Annotated in this window: 14 protein-coding genes and 1 riboswitch; of the genes, 7 read left to right on the forward strand and 7 right to left on the reverse strand. The window is 72.0% G+C overall.

The annotated features are described in order from the left end of the window. Positions 1 to 99: 99 nt before the first annotated feature. Positions 100 to 576: a bacterioferritin gene (gene bfr / locus ACFZBT_RS19470; RefSeq protein WP_031107638.1), complete on the reverse strand. Its 477-nt coding sequence runs from the start codon at positions 574 to 576 to the stop codon at positions 100 to 102. 175 nt (positions 577 to 751) lie between these two features. Between bfr and ACFZBT_RS19475 the strand changes: the two genes are divergently transcribed. After that, the gene (locus ACFZBT_RS19475) at positions 752 to 1,402 is read left to right on the forward strand and encodes a molybdopterin-dependent oxidoreductase (RefSeq protein WP_391104966.1); all 651 of its coding nucleotides are present in this window, start codon (positions 752 to 754) and stop codon (positions 1,400 to 1,402) included. A 12-nt stretch (positions 1,403 to 1,414) separates the two neighbouring features. On the opposite strand, the gene ACFZBT_RS19480 is transcribed toward ACFZBT_RS19475, so the two are convergent. The 5 genes from ACFZBT_RS19480 to thiO all read right to left on the reverse strand — a co-directional run bounded on the left by ACFZBT_RS19480 (position 1,415) and on the right by thiO (position 6,641). Beyond that, positions 1,415 to 2,293: a deoxyribonuclease IV gene (locus ACFZBT_RS19480; RefSeq protein ID WP_391104968.1), complete on the reverse strand. Its 879-nt coding sequence runs from the start codon at positions 2,291 to 2,293 to the stop codon at positions 1,415 to 1,417. Positions 2,294 to 2,352: 59 nt separating this feature from the next. Next, a complete protein-coding gene (gene pknB, locus ACFZBT_RS19485; protein WP_391104970.1) occupies positions 2,353 to 4,284 on the reverse strand; it encodes a Stk1 family PASTA domain-containing Ser/Thr kinase in 1,932 nt (643 codons plus the stop codon). A 190-nt stretch (positions 4,285 to 4,474) separates the two neighbouring features. Then, the gene (locus ACFZBT_RS19490) at positions 4,475 to 5,272 is read right to left on the reverse strand and encodes a thiazole synthase (RefSeq protein WP_391104972.1); all 798 of its coding nucleotides are present in this window, start codon (positions 5,270 to 5,272) and stop codon (positions 4,475 to 4,477) included. 2 nt (positions 5,273 to 5,274) lie between these two features. After that, positions 5,275 to 5,475, reverse strand: coding sequence for a sulfur carrier protein ThiS (gene thiS / locus ACFZBT_RS19495; RefSeq protein WP_391104974.1), 201 nt, complete (start codon positions 5,473 to 5,475; stop codon positions 5,275 to 5,277). Next, the gene (gene thiO / locus ACFZBT_RS19500) at positions 5,472 to 6,641 is read right to left on the reverse strand and encodes a glycine oxidase ThiO (RefSeq protein WP_391104976.1); all 1,170 of its coding nucleotides are present in this window, start codon (positions 6,639 to 6,641) and stop codon (positions 5,472 to 5,474) included. Before thiO ends, thiS begins: the two co-directional genes overlap by 4 nt. Beyond that, positions 6,639 to 6,750: riboswitch (TPP riboswitch) on the reverse strand. (Overlaps the previous gene by 3 nt.) A 52-nt stretch (positions 6,751 to 6,802) precedes the next feature. Here thiO and ACFZBT_RS19505 point away from each other — a divergent pair. The 6 genes from ACFZBT_RS19505 to ACFZBT_RS19530 all read left to right on the forward strand — a co-directional run bounded on the left by ACFZBT_RS19505 (position 6,803) and on the right by ACFZBT_RS19530 (position 11,800). Further along, on the forward strand, positions 6,803 to 7,153 hold the full coding sequence (locus tag ACFZBT_RS19505) for a hypothetical protein (protein ID WP_391104978.1): 351 nt from the start codon (positions 6,803 to 6,805) through the stop codon (positions 7,151 to 7,153). A gap of 32 nt (positions 7,154 to 7,185) precedes the next feature. Further along, positions 7,186 to 8,427 carry an FAD-dependent oxidoreductase gene (locus ACFZBT_RS19510; protein WP_391104980.1) on the forward strand — a complete coding sequence of 414 codons (1,242 nt, stop codon included), beginning with the start codon at positions 7,186 to 7,188 and terminating at the stop codon, positions 8,425 to 8,427. A 77-nt stretch (positions 8,428 to 8,504) separates the two neighbouring features. Then, positions 8,505 to 8,870 (forward strand): Rv2175c family DNA-binding protein, encoded by a 366-nt coding sequence (locus ACFZBT_RS19515; RefSeq protein ID WP_031131943.1) that lies wholly within the window; start codon positions 8,505 to 8,507, stop codon positions 8,868 to 8,870. Positions 8,871 to 9,105: 235 nt separating this feature from the next. Then, the gene (gene thiE, locus ACFZBT_RS19520) at positions 9,106 to 9,765 is read left to right on the forward strand and encodes a thiamine phosphate synthase (protein WP_391104982.1); all 660 of its coding nucleotides are present in this window, start codon (positions 9,106 to 9,108) and stop codon (positions 9,763 to 9,765) included. Between the two features lie 104 nt (positions 9,766 to 9,869). Beyond that, positions 9,870 to 10,793 (forward strand): methylenetetrahydrofolate reductase [NAD(P)H], encoded by a 924-nt coding sequence (gene metF, locus ACFZBT_RS19525; protein ID WP_391104984.1) that lies wholly within the window; start codon positions 9,870 to 9,872, stop codon positions 10,791 to 10,793. Positions 10,794 to 10,849: 56 nt separating this feature from the next. Then, positions 10,850 to 11,800, forward strand: coding sequence for a hypothetical protein (locus ACFZBT_RS19530; RefSeq protein WP_391104986.1), 951 nt, complete (start codon positions 10,850 to 10,852; stop codon positions 11,798 to 11,800). Between the two features lie 27 nt (positions 11,801 to 11,827). Here ACFZBT_RS19530 and ACFZBT_RS19535 read toward each other — a convergent pair whose 3' ends face one another. Then, positions 11,828 to 13,330, reverse strand: a complete 1,503-nt coding sequence (locus ACFZBT_RS19535; protein ID WP_391104988.1) for an FAD-dependent oxidoreductase — start codon at positions 13,328 to 13,330, stop codon at positions 11,828 to 11,830. Between the last annotated feature and the right edge of the window lie 278 nt (positions 13,331 to 13,608).

Consider the following 13,608-nt stretch of genomic DNA (forward strand, 5'->3'; position numbering starts at 1 on the left):
GGTGCTGGACCGGTACCTGCACCACCTGCGGCCGCCCCCTGCCCCGCCCTCGGAGCAGCCGCAGACAGCCCACAACCTAACGAAGCACTACTAGGCGCTCTAGCTCGGCTGCTCGATCTGCTGCGCGATGTACAGCGCCTCGCCCAGCTTCTCGATGAGTTCCAGCTGGGTGTCCAGATAGTCGATGTGGTGCTCCTCGTCCTCGAGGATCGACTCGAAGAGGTTCGCGGACGTGATGTCGCCCTTGGTGCGCATCACCTCGATGCCCCGCTTGAGACGGTCGATCGCCTCCACCTCGACCTGTCGGTCGGCCTGGAACATCTCGGTGACCGTCTGCCCGACCCGCACATGGAAGAGCCGCTGGTAGTTGGGCAGACCGTCCAGCATGAGGATGCGCTCGGTGATCTTGTCCGCGTGCTTCATCTCATCGATGGACTCTTCACGCGTGTACTTGGCGAGCTTGGTCCAGCCTTTGTTGTCCTGGATCCGGTAATGCAGCCAGTACTGGTTGATCGCCGTCAGCTCGCCGGTCAACTGCTCGTTCAGGAATTCGAGGACCTCGGGGTCGCCCTGCATCGCAGAGGCTCCTTCCACGCGTAAGAACTGGCAGGTTGCGCCGCATGATTCCACCGCGGAAGAAGATCGTCCAGTAAGTCTTCACTTAGTAAGTAAGGGCATGCTTAGTTCGGTATGCCCGGTTTTGGAATGGCCCGGGTCAGGGGCATCACCCGAGGTCTGTCAGGATGGACACATGGGTCAGCCGGTGGGACGCGAATCGGGAGAAGGGCGCGATTCGGCGGGAGCGACGCAGCCCGGGCTTCCGCCGGGACAGCGATTGCAGCGCGGTTGGCCGGTCACGCACTACGGGCCCGTCCCCAAGTTCCGGCCCGAGCGCTGGGAGTTCAGGGTCTTCGGCGCTACCGCCGGCGGTGGCAAGGACTGCTGGACCCACGAGGAGTTCACGGCCCTGCCGTACACCACCGTCCTGGCCGACCTGCACTGCGTCACGAAGTTCAGCATGCTGGGCGCCGAGTGGGGCGGGGTTCCCGCGCGCACCATCCTCGACATCGCCCCGCCGGCGGACGACGTCACCCATGTGATGGTCTGGGCCGAGTACGGATTCAGCTCCAACCTCCGGCTGTCCGACTTCGCCTCCGAGCAGGCCCTGTTCGCCACCCACAAGGACGGCGAACTCCTCACCGCCGAGCACGGCTTCCCGCTGCGCCTGATCGTGCCCCACCTGTACGCCTGGAAAGGCCCCAAGTGGGTGCGCGGCGTGGAGTACATGACCGCCGACCGGCGCGGCTTCTGGGAGGAGCGCGGCTACCACAACATCGGCGACCCGTGGCAGGAGCAGCGCTACTCGTACCAGGAGGAGCCCGGGGACGGCCCCGACCTCTGAGGCCGCCCGGTCTCAGCCGTCGCGCAGCTTCTTCAGCCGCTCCACGTCCGCCGCGTGCCCCTCCTTGCCGCCCGGTGTCTCGATGATCAGCGGCACGCCCTCGGTCGCGGGGTGCGTCATCAGGGCCCGGAAGGGGTCCTCGCCGATGTGGCCGACGCCGATGTTCTCGTGCCGGTCCTTGTGCGCGCCCACCACGTCCTTGGAGTCGTTGGCGTGGATCAGCTTCAGCCGGCCCTCACCGACCGTGTCCACCAGCAGGTCCAGCGTCTGGTGCATGCCGCTCGGGCCGGTCAGGTCGTGCCCGGCGGCGAAGACGTGGCAGGTGTCCAGGCACACGCCGAGCTTCGGGTGCGCGTCCAGCGCCTCGAAGTACGGGCCGAAGTCCCAGGTCCGCGAGCACAGCGAGGCGCCCTGGCCGGCTGTCGACTCCAGCAGCAGGAACGGGTCGTCGTCGTGGGTCAGCTCGTCGAGCAGCGGCAGCAGACGCTCCCGCACCTGCCGCAGCGCCACGGACCGCTCCCGGCCGCCCGTCGCACTGCCGGTGTGCACGACCACGCCCAGCGCCCCGATCTCCCGCCCGCGGCGCAGCGAGTGCCGCAGCGACTCCACCGACTTCTCCACCGTCGCCTCGGTGTGCGAGCCGAAGTTGATCAGGTAGGGAGCATGCACGTACGCCGGGATCGACTCGGCCTCGCACGCCGCGCGGAATGCCTCGTCCTGCTTGGGATTCCCGGCCGGTGTGGCCCAGCCGCGCGGGTTGGCGACGAAGACCTGGACGGTCTCCGCCTTCAGATCACGGGCGTACGACAGACCGACGGAGTGCAGCCCACCGGCCACGGGGACGTGGCCGCCCACCGGGTTGCGGGAGGGGCCGGACAGCTGATTGTTCACCCGTTCAGGGTGTCATGCGTCCGGCCCCGCTCCTTCCACGGGCTCCCTGCCCGCGCCCGTCACCTGATCTTGATGGTGATCGTCGAACCCTTGGGCGCGGTCTCGCCGCCCTCGACGGACTGCCCCTTGACCTCGTCACCGAACAGCCCGAGCAGACCGCGGTCCTCGTCGACCTGGAACCCGGCGCCCTCCAGCGCCCGCGTGGCGTCGTCGACGTTCTGGCCGACCACGTCCGGGACCTCGATCATCTCGGGGCCCTTGGACAGCGTCAGCGTCACCGTGTCGCCCTCGGCCGCCCGGCCGCCGGCGTTCGGGGTCTGCTTGACGACCTGGCCCTTGTCGAACTCGGAGGAGTTGACCCGCTCGGTGGCGACCTTCACCTTGAGCCCGGCGTCCTGCAGCTGCGCCTTCGCGTCGGCTTCGTCCGCGCCGGTGACATCGGGGATGTCGATGGGGCTGCCCTTGCTGACGACCAGCGCGACGGCCGTGCCCGCGCGGACCTTGGTGCCGTCGGCGGGCCGCGCGGAGATCACCGAGCCCCTCGGAACGTCCTCGCTGAACTCCCGGGTGACCATGCCCGGCTCAAGACCGTCCTCCTTCAGCTGGGCCCGCGCCCTGGCCAGCTTCTGGCCCTCCAGGGCGGGCACCCGCACGGTCTCGGGGCCGTCGGACACGGTGATGCTCACCGCGTCGTTGCCACGGATGCGCGACCCGGGCTTCGGGTCGGTGCTGATGATCTGGCCCCGCTCCACGGTGTCGCTGTAGGCGTGCTCCACCTTGCCGAGATCCAGCCCGGCGGCCTCCAGCCGGCTCTCGGCCTCGGTCTGGGTCTTCGCCAGCAGCGGGGGGACCTCGGTGAACTGGCCCGAGTTGATGTACCAGATGCCGCCGCCGAGACCCAGTACGAGCAGCACGGCGACGACGATCGCCAGCGGGCCGCGCCGGGACCCCGGGCGGCGCCGGGACGGCGGCGGCGGGGACTCGAAACGACTGGTGCGGTTGAGCGCCGCCTCGGACGTCTCGTCGTCCTCGTTGACCGGCAGCGGGCGCAGTGTGGTCAGCGCGCGCGGGATCACACTCGTACGGTCGTCGGCGCCGTCGTGCTCCGCGGAGAGCGCCTGCGGCGGCACCATGTCCAGCTGCTCCGCGCTCAGCCCGGCGCGCCCGTCGCGGACCCGCGCGAGCAGCGCCACCGCGTCGTGCGGGCGGACGTCCGGAGTGCGGGCGGTCGCCGAGGCGACCATCTCGTCCAGTTCGTAGGCCAGACCGGGCACGGCGGCCGACGGCGGCGGGACGTCCTCGTGCAGGTGCTTGTACAGGATCACGGCCGGGGAGTCCGCGTCGTGCGGCTTGTCGCCGGTCAGCATCTCGTACAGCATCACCCCGCACGCGTACACGTCGACGCGGGGGTCCGCGGTGCCGTTCTCTATCTGCTCGGGCGCGAGGTACGCGACCGTGCCGAGCACGGTCCCCGTGGTGTTCGTCACCGTGTCCACGGCACGGACGAGCCCGAAGTCGGCGACCTTCACCCGGCCGTCGTCCCCTATCAGGACGTTCTCGGGCTTCATGTCCCGGTGCACGAACCCGGCGCGGTGGGCGGCGCCCAGCGCGGCCAGCACCGGCTCCAGGATGTCCAGGGCGGCGCGCGGCTGCAGGGCCCCGCGCTCGCGCAGCACGTCCCGCAGGGTGCAGCCCGCGACGTACTCCATGGCGAGGTAGACGTAACTGCCGTCGGTGCCCTGGTCGAAGACCTGCACCACGTTCGGATGGGCCAGTCGGGCGACGGACTTCGCCTCGCGGATGAACCGCTCGACGAACGAGCCGTCCACCGCGAGCGAGGGATGCATCACCTTGAGCGCGAGAACGCGGTCCAGCCGGGTGTCCACAGCCCGGTAGACCGTCGCCATCCCGCCGACGGCGATCCGCGCGTCGATGCGATACCGGCCGTCGAGCACCTGCCCGACCAAGGGGTCCTGAAGGGTCGTGTCCACGCAGGCGAGTGTACGAGCCACGACCGACACCCCGCCGCCCCGGCCGTTTCCGGGGCGGGACTGCAGCCGACCTGTGACGTGTGACCGACCCCGCTGCGGGCATGCGTGCCGCTAGGGGCGGCACGGGTGGGCGCAGCGGCACCCCGCCACGCCGGGCTGCGCACCCACCCGCCCCAGCGACATCGCACAGCTACTGGAAAGCAGGCCGCTCCGGATCGAGCACGGCGACACCCTCTGTCGGCGAAGACGCCTCCGCGAAATGCCGCCGGGGAATACGCCCGGCCCGGTACGCCAACCGCCCGGCCTCCACCCCGTGTCGCATGGCGGCAGCCATCAGCACCGGCTCCTGCGCCCGCGTCACCGCCGAGGCGAGCATCACACCCGCGCACCCCAGCTCCATCGCCAGCGCCGCGTCCGACGCCGTACCGGCCCCGGCGTCCAGAATCACCGGCACCCCCGCCCGCTCGACGATCAGCTGGAAGTTGTGCGGGTTGCGGATACCGAGCCCGGACCCGATCGGCGAGCCCAGCGGCATGATCGCCGCGCAGCCCACGTCCTCCAGCTTCCGCGCCAGCACCGGGTCGTCGTTGGTGTACGGCAGCACCGTGAACCCGTCGTCGACCAGCGTCTCGGCCGCCTCCAGCGTCTCGATCGGGTCCGGCAGCAGCGTCCGCTCGTCGGCGATGACCTCCAGCTTCACCAGGTCGGTGCCGAGGGCCTCGCGCGCCAGACGGGCGGTGAGGACGGCCTCTCCGGCGGTGAAACAGCCCGCCGTGTTGGGCAGCACCCCGATGCCGAGCCGGTCCAGGACGGACAGCACGGAACCGTGCACCGAGGGGTTCACCCGGCGCATCGCGACGGTCGTCAGCTCCGTGCCCGAGGCGACGAGCGACCGCTCCAGCACGTCCAGGCTGGGCGCCCCGCCCGTACCCATGATCAGGCGGGACGTGAAGGACGTACCCCCGAGGACAAACGGATCGTCGGCCATGGTCAGCCTCCTTGGACTGCGGTGAGGACTTCCACGCGGTCCCCCTCGGCGAGGGACGTGGACGGCCACCGCGTGCGTGGGACGACGGTTTCGTTGAGGGCGGCTGCCACTCCGGAGGGCGAGGTGGTGAGCGACCTCACGACGGTGTCGAGAGCCGTCCCGGGCCTGACGTCCCGGGGCTCGCCGTTGACGGAGATGTTCATACGGGCTGCTCCGTGAGTGCGGTGGCGGTACTGAAGCGCTTCGGGGTGAAGGGACGGGCCTCCTCGGGCAGTTCGCCCGCCGTCAGGACGTGCGCCATGGCGTCGCCGGTCACCGGTGTCAGCAGGACACCGTTGCGGTAGTGCCCGGTGGCCAGCAGCAGTCCCTCCAGACCGGTCGGGCCGAGCAGCGGCGCGTTGTCGGGGGAGCCCGGCCGCAGTCCCGCCCGGGTCTCCGTGAACGGCAGCTCGGTGATGCCAGGGACCAGCTCGTGCGCATCACGCAGCAGCTCGTACACGCCGCCCGCGGTCACGGTGGTGTCCCAGCCCGTCTCCTCGCTGGTCGCCCCGATGACCAGCTCGCCGCTCTCGCGCGGCACCAGGTAGACATGGCTGCCGCGCACGACCGCGCGCACGGTCCGGCTCAGGAAAGGGCCGTGCCGCGCCGGCATGGTCAGCCGTACGACCTGCCCCTTCACCGGTCGCACGGGAGGCAGCACGTCCTCGGGGACGCCCGCGAGCCGTCCGCTGAGGCTGCCCCCGGCCAGTACCACCTGCCCGGCGTCCAGCGCCGTCCCGTCGGCCGTGACGACGCCCGCGGCCCGGTCCCGTACGACGGTGAGGCGCTCCGCCCACGCCCGGTGGAAGACCACTCCCGCCCGCTCGCACGCCGTCACCAGCGCCCCGGACAGCCGTCGCGGGTCGATCTGGTGGTCTCCGTCGACCCGCAGCCCGCCGCGCACGCCCGGCGCGAGCATCGGCTCCAGGCGGCGGCACTCCCGCCCCGACAGCCACTGCGACTCCAGGCCGGACTGCTGCTGCAGGGTGTGCAGTTCGCGCAGATGGGCCCGGTCGTCGGCGTCCAGGGCGACGGCGAGCGTGCCGCAGCGGCGGTAGCCGAGGTCGTGGCCCGTGAGGTCGGAGAGCTCGGCCGCGAAGTCCGGGTAGCGCCGGGCGGAGGCGAGGTTCAGGCCCAGCAGGGTCTGCTCGCCGTAGTGCAGTTCCGTGACGGCGGCCAGCATGCCGGCCGCCACCTGTGCGGCCCCGCCGCCCGGCTCGGGGTCCACCACGGCCGTGGCCAGCCCGCGCTGTGCGGCCCGCCACGCGGTGACCAGGCCGATGATGCCGCCCCCTACGACGAGGACGTCTGACGTTCGTGTACGCGGCATGGGCGTCCAGCCCCTCCCTTCGCCGGCATGACCCGGATCAGGTTCGTACGGTCGGAGGCCGCCAGCCTCCCTCTCAGCCCGGTGCGTCCGGGCTCCCGCGAGTGCTCTACGTTGGCCACCCTAGCCCGATGCCGTATGTCGCAGTAAGGGAGCCTCCGTCCATGGCCCGATCCCTCGACGGTCTTCTCCTGGCCCCGGTCGCCGACCAGGCGCCCGGCCAGGTGGGGACCCGCACCCGGTTCACCTACCACGAGAAGGACGGTGAAATCTGGGCCGAGTACACGGGCGGCGACGTCGTACGCGGCCATCTCGTGGGTACCCGGGACGGTGACCGGCTGGACTTCCGGTACGTACAACTCAAGCAGGACGGAACCACGTCCTCCGGGCACTGCGCGTCGACGGTCGTGGAACTGCCCGACGGGCGGGTGCGGCTGGAGGAGACCTGGGAGTGGGAGTCGCAGCAGGGCAGCGGGACGAGCGTTGTGGAGCAGGTCACTGCGCATGAGCACTGACTGACAAAACGTCAGGTGTCTATGGTGATCAGGTGAGCGAGCAGACGCAGGAACCAGGTCCGTCCGCGCCCGGGCGCGTGGTCGTGGCGGGTGCGGGCATGGCCGGTGTGCAGACCGCGGTCGCCCTGCGGGAGCAGGGCTTCACCGGCACCGTGACCCTCATCGGCGCCGAGCCCCACCAGCCCTATGACCGGCCCCCGTTGTCCAAGGCCGTCCTGCTGGGCAAGGCCGAGGGCTCCGCCTTCGACCTCGACTTCGAGGCCCTCGGCATCGAACTGCGACTCGGCTGCGAGGTGCTGGGCCTGCGCCCGGACGACCATGAGCTGGACACCGGGGACGGGCCCGTGCCGTACGACGTCCTCGTCGTCGCGACCGGCGCCGAACCGGTCCGGCTGCCCGGGGCGGAGGGCGTGCCGGGCGTGCACCTGCTGCGCACCCTGGATGACGCCGAGCGGCTGCGGCCCGTGCTGGCCCGCAAGCACGACATCGTGGTCGTCGGTGCGGGCTGGATCGGCGCCGAGTTCGCCACGGCCGCGCGCGAGGCGGGCTGCGCGGTGACCGTCGTGGAGGCCGCCGAACGGCCGCTCGCCGGGGCACTGCCCGCCGAGGTCGCCGCCCCGATGGCCGGCTGGTACGCCGACGCTGGTGCGGTCCTGCGCACCCACGCGCGCGTGGAGCGCGTCGAGCCCGGCGCGGTGCTCCTCGACGACGGCACGCGGCTGCCCGCGGGCGCGGTCGTGGTCGGCATCGGCGCCCGCCCCGCCACGGCCTGGCTGGCCGGCTCCGGAGTGGAACTCGGTCCCCAGGGCGAGATCATCTCCGACCAGCACCTGCGGACATCGGCGCCGGAGGTGTACGCCGTCGGCGACTGCGCCTCCTTCCCCTCGGGGCGGTACGGCGAGCGCCTGCTGGTGCACCACTGGGACAACGCCCTCCAGGGGCCGCGCACCGTGGCCCTGAACATCGTCGGCCGGGCCTCGGGGGAGACCCCGGCGGTGTACGACCCGGTGCCGTATTTCTGGTCCGAGCAGTTCGGGCGGTTCGTGCAGTACGCCGGGCACCACGCCGGCGCCGACACGACCCTGTGGCGGGGCGACCCGGCCGGGCCGGCCTGGACGGTGTGCTGGCTCCGTGGTGACCGGCTGGTCGCGCTGCTGGCGGTGGGCCGGCCCCGGGACCTGGCGCAGGGGCGCCGTCTGATCGAGTCGGGTGCCACCATGAATCCGGTGCTGCTGGAGGACCCCGCCAGGCCGCTGAAGGCGGCGACGGCGTAGCTGTCGGGGGCCCGCGACCGGCCCGGGCGGGCCGGGCTGACTTCCGACTGTCAGTGGGGGATGGCAGGCTGGTTTCCGTGACCGAGATTGACGCAAAGATCGATGCTCTCGTCCCCGCCTGGCTCACCCTGCCCGACATCGCCGAACAGTTCGGTGTCGAGGTGACGCGTGTGCGGCAGCTGGTCAAGGACGGCCAGCTCATCGCCGTACGCCGAGGTGAGAACCGCGCGCTGCACGTCCCCGCCGCCTTCATCGACGGAGACAAGGTCGTCAAGGGCCTGTCCGGGACCCTGACGCTCCTGCGGGACGACGGCTTCACGGACGAGGAGATGCTGGAGTGGCTCTTCACCCCCGACCCGAGCCTGCCCGGCACCCCGGCGCAGGCCCTGAGTGAGAATCGCGGCACGGAGGTGAAGCGCCGCGCCCAGGCGCTCGCGGTCTGACCCGGCCTCGACCGACCAACCGGCCGGCGCCGTGCGAGCGGGGCCGGACCTGAAGAACTGCCCGGAGCGGGCCGTGGCCCCCGGAGGTCACGGCCCCGGGTTGGCTCGCGCCCGCTCGGGGTGCGGGCTGTCGCCGGCAGCGTGGCCTGGCCGTCCCGCCGGCGCCGGCACGGGGCGCTTCGGAGCCCTGGTCGCACCCCGTACGCCACCGCCACCGACACCCAGGGGGACCCTGATGCCCGCCACCGCCGCCACCACCGCACGGGCCCAGCTCGCCGACGCCCGGGTCTACCTCTGCACCGACGCCCGCGAGCGGCAGGGCGATCTCGTGGAGTTCCTCGACGCCGTGCTGGCCGGCGGGGTCGACATCGTGCAGTTGCGGGACAAGGGCATGGAGGCGGGCGAGGAGCTGGAGCGGCTGGCCGTCTTCGCCGACGCCTGCGCCCGGCACGGAAAGCTGCTCGCGGTCAACGACCGCGCGGACGTCGCCCACGCCGCCGGATCCGACGTGCTGCACCTCGGCCAGGGCGACCTCCCGGTCCCGGCTGCCCGCGCGATCCTCGGCGACGACGTCCTGATCGGCCGGTCCACGCACGCCGAGTCCGAGGCCGCCGCGGCCGCCGCACAGGACGGCGTGGACTACTTCTGCACCGGCCCGTGCTGGCCCACCCCCACCAAGCCCGGACGTCACGCCCCCGGCCTGGACCTCGTCCGGTACACCGCCGCCCTCGGCACCGACCGCCCCTGGTTCGCCATCGGCGGCATCGACCTCGGCAACCTCGACCAGATCCTGGAAGCGGGCGCCCGGCGCGTCGTCGTGGTACGGGCGATCACCGAGGCCGAGGACCCGGGAGCGGCGGCGGCCGAGTTCGCGAAAAGGCTGCGGGAGAAGTAGTACGCTGCCCGGCCGGTTGTCCAAGGGATGGACAACAAGTGCATAAATCGGGCAAATATCGATGCCCGGTTGGGGGACCGACCGCCCCTGGCTAACCTGCCGGTATGGCCCTCGGCACCGCATCCATCAGGTCGGACCACGCCCGCACCGTCCGCGACATGCTCGCGACGGGAAAGACGACGTACTCGTTCGAGTTCTACGCGCCCAAGACCCCGAAGGGCGAGCGGAACCTGTGGAACGCGCTGCGCCGGGTCGAGGCGGTGGCGCCCGACTTCGTCTCCGTGACCTACGGCGCGGGCGGTTCCACCCGCGCGGGCACGGTCAAGGCGACCGAGGCGATCGCCTCCGACACCACCCTGACCCCGATCGCGCACCTCACGGCCGTCGACCACTCGGTCGCCGACCTGCGCAACATCATCGGCCAGTACGCCGACGCCGGCATCCGCAACATGCTCGCCCTGCGCGGCGACCCGCCAGGCGACCCGATGGGCGACTGGGTGCCGCACCCCCGCGGCCTCGCCTACGCCGCCGAGCTCGTCGAGCTGATCAAGGCGTCCGGCGACTTCTGCGTGGGCGTCGCCGCCTTCCCCGCGATGCACCCGCGCTCCAGCGACTGGGACACCGACGTCCGCCACTTCGTGGACAAGTGCCGCGCGGGCGCGGACTACGCGATCACGCAGATGTTCTTCCAGCCGGAGGACTATCTGCGGCTGCGTGACCGGGTCGCGGCCGCCGGCTGCGACACCCCGGTCATCCCCGAGATCATGCCGATCACCAGTGTGAAGTCGCTGGCGCGGATCCCGTCCCTCACCAACGCCGCCTTCCCGGACGCCCTGAAAGAGCGGATCCTCACAGCAAAAGACGATCCGGCCGCTGTACGCTCCATTGGGATCGAATTCGCCACGGAGTTCTGTGCGCGGCTGCTCGCCGAGGGAGTGCCCGGCTTGCACTTCATCACGCTCAACAACTCCACGGCGACCCTGGAAATCTACGAGAACCTGGGCCTGCACCACTCACCGCAGGCCTAGACCGTTCGCACCGGTATACGACACACTGCGTAGCGGCGACTGGGAGAGGGGCGTACATGGGCTGGGCGGTCCTCTACATCGCGTTCGGCGTCGTCGCGCTGTGGCTGCTGGGCGAGGTGCTGTTGCAGTACAAGGCGCGGCTGCGCTGGCGGCTGCTGGCCTTCGGCGGCTTCCTCGGCGTCGTCGTCGGTGTCCTGATCCCGTCGGTCGTCGTGATCGGGCTGGGCGCGGCCGCGTTCGCGGTCGGGCAGACCTACGTCACCCTGTCGTTCCGCAGTGGCTTCGCGGCGGGCTGGGCGATGAGCGCCCCGATGCTGGGCGGCAGCAAGCGCGGCCGCGGTGAGCGGGGCCGCCAGGAGCCGTCCCTCGAGGTCTCCGGCCTGGAGGCGGCGGGCGGCGGTTACGGCGACGATGGCGGCGAGCGCGCCGACTACCGCCGCGACGCCGACTCCTTCGGCCAGGGCGACGACTACGACCGCGACGACGTCTTCACCCCCGTCCGCCCGGTCCAGCCGACGGCCGCCGAGACCACCGCCGTGTACGAGCCGCAGCCCATCCCGGACGACACCGGCTCCTACGGCGTCTACGGCGACACGGGCTACCAGCAGGGCTCGCCCCACGACCAGTACGCCGCCACGGCCCAGGGCACCGACCAGTCCTACGCCTACGACTACTCGGGCTACGGCCAGCAGCAGGGCTACGACGCCACGGGCCAGCAGCAGTACGCCGCCTACTCGGACCCGTACGTCGGCAACGGGACGTACGGCGGCGGGACCTCGTACGACACCGGCTACGGCGACCAGCAGTACTACGGCCAGCAGCAGGGCTACGGCCAGGACCAGTACGCCGGCACCTACGGCGGCGAGTCCCCGCCCGGTGGTGTGTGGGTCCCGCAGCAGCGCACCGACGAGTACGGGCAGGAGCTGCCGCCGGAGCAGCCGTACCCGTATCAGGGCAACGGGCAGCAGACGCAGGGCAACGGCTTCGACGAGCAGTACCGTTTCTGAAGCCTGACCCCCGCCGGGGCGGTGGGCTCACTGGGAGCCCCGGAACCCCGGCCCCTCCACGACCAGTCCCGCGACCAGCGCGCCCGACATGCCCGCATGCGGCAGTCCGCCGCCGGGGTGGGCCCAGCCGCCGACGGTGAACAGTCCGGGCACCCGCGTGCTGTTGGACGGATGCAGCAGCCGCCCGTGGGCCGCCGCCAGTGCCTGCACCGGCACCGCCCCGCCCTCCGCGCCGGTCGCCTCGGCGATGTCGGCCGGGGTTCGCACCTCGTGCCAGAGGAGACGGTCGCGCAGGTCGGGTACGGCGCGTTCGGCGGTGCTGATCACGGTGTCGGCGAGGTCGTCGTAGGACGCGTGTCGTCCGTCGGGCCGGGCGGGCACCACCGTCGTGAGCGTGACCGCCTCGTGGTCCCGGTCCGGGACCAGCGCCGGGTCGTCGGGCCGCAGGATCGTGACCGTGGGCTGCGCGGGCGCACCCGCCGTGCCGAACAGGGCGTCCAGCTCGGCCTCCCGGTCCGCCGCGTGCACCACCGTGCGGTGTGCCGTGCCCTCGGGGCGGGCGCCGCGCAGGCCCAGCAGCACCGTGAGCCGGCTGGCCGAGGCAGGCTGGGGCATCACCTCGCCGTCGCCCCGCACCATGGTCCCCGCCGTCAGCCGGTCCAGTGTGCCGGGCGCGACACCGGCGACCACGAAGTCCGCCTCGGCGACCGTCCCGTCGGCGAGCTCCACCCCTGATGCCCGCCCGTCCTTCTCCGGCACCCCGGTCACATCGGCGCCGAAACGGAACTCGACCTTTCTGGCCACGCACCGCTCGTACACCGCCCGGGCCAGTTCGCGCAGGCCCCCGCGCACGTACCAGACGCCGAAGGCGTGCTCCATGTACGGCAGTACGGCCGCGCTCGCCGGAGTGACCCGGGGGTCCAGGCCCTGAGTGAGGGCGTGGCCCTCCAGGAGTGCGGCTAGCCGGGGGTCACGCAGTTCCCAGGCGGCGATCTCGGCGAGCGTGCCGGCCCGTCGGGTGCGCAGCAGCCGCTTGTGGGGGACCGCCGGGTAGGGCTCGCGCTCGGCCAGCACCTGCCAGTTCGGCCACAGGGGCTCCTCCAGGAGCGGGCGGCGGGTGCGGTCCCAGGTCTCGCGGGCCCGGACCAGGAAGTCGCCCCAGCGGCTCCCGGTGCCCGGGCCGAGTCCCTCGTCCAGGGCGGTGACGACGCCCGCGCGCGAGGCGTTCGGCAGCGACACCACGGTGCCGTCCGCGAACACGTGCCGGGACGAGGGGTCGACCTGGACCAGCTCGACGCACGCCTCCAGCGGCTCCTTGCCGGTCTTGACGAACAGATCGCGATAGACGGCGGGCAGCGGGAGCAGGCCGGGGCCCGTGTCGAAGGAGAACCCGTCACGCTCGAAGCGGCGCAGCGCTCCGCCGTACGTTTCCGTCCGCTCGTACACCACCACCCGGTGGCCCGCGACGGCCAGCCGGGCGGCGGCCGTCAGCGCGCCCATCCCGGCGCCGATCACCGCAATCCGTGCCATGCGAAGGACTCTATCGGCCCCCACTGACAGAGCCTCCTGGTGCCGTGTGCGCAGGGCTGAGTACCCGTACCTAGCCGTGGAGTTGAGTACGCGCGCGGATGGGGGAGGGCCGGCGGGGACGAGAGAGTGGAGACACGGAAAGGGGCACGGCTCCGGCACCGGCGACACGGGGCGCCGGAACGGGGCCGGCCCGCGATCCGCTCCTTTCGCCGGCCATGTCGGCGGGAGCGAGACACGGGGGAGAACCGGGGGACGACCGAACGGGGGGTCCTGCGGGG

The sequence above is a fragment of the Streptomyces sp. NPDC008137 genome (assembly GCF_042957035.1).
Classification (GTDB): domain Bacteria; phylum Actinomycetota; class Actinomycetes; order Streptomycetales; family Streptomycetaceae; genus Streptomyces.

Bases quoted from the DNA above. Each gene is read 5' to 3' on its own strand.
- thiO (WP_391104976.1), bottom strand. From the start codon at position 6,641: ATGCCGCGTACACGAACGTCAGACGTCCTCGTCGTAGGGGGCGGCATC.
- ACFZBT_RS19505 (WP_391104978.1), top strand. From the start codon at position 6,803: ATGGCCCGATCCCTCGACGGTCTTCTCCTGGCCCCGGTCGCCGACCAG.
- thiE (WP_391104982.1), top strand. From the start codon at position 9,106: ATGCCCGCCACCGCCGCCACCACCGCACGGGCCCAGCTCGCCGACGCC.
- ACFZBT_RS19535 (WP_391104988.1), bottom strand. From the start codon at position 13,330: ATGGCACGGATTGCGGTGATCGGCGCCGGGATGGGCGCGCTGACGGCC.
- ACFZBT_RS19475 (WP_391104966.1), top strand. From the start codon at position 752: ATGGGTCAGCCGGTGGGACGCGAATCGGGAGAAGGGCGCGATTCGGCG.
- bfr (WP_031107638.1), bottom strand. From the start codon at position 576: ATGCAGGGCGACCCCGAGGTCCTCGAATTCCTGAACGAGCAGTTGACC.
- ACFZBT_RS19490 (WP_391104972.1), bottom strand. From the start codon at position 5,272: ATGGCCGACGATCCGTTTGTCCTCGGGGGTACGTCCTTCACGTCCCGC.
- thiS (WP_391104974.1), bottom strand. From the start codon at position 5,475: ATGAACATCTCCGTCAACGGCGAGCCCCGGGACGTCAGGCCCGGGACG.
- ACFZBT_RS19530 (WP_391104986.1), top strand. From the start codon at position 10,850: ATGGGCTGGGCGGTCCTCTACATCGCGTTCGGCGTCGTCGCGCTGTGG.
- metF (WP_391104984.1), top strand. From the start codon at position 9,870: ATGGCCCTCGGCACCGCATCCATCAGGTCGGACCACGCCCGCACCGTC.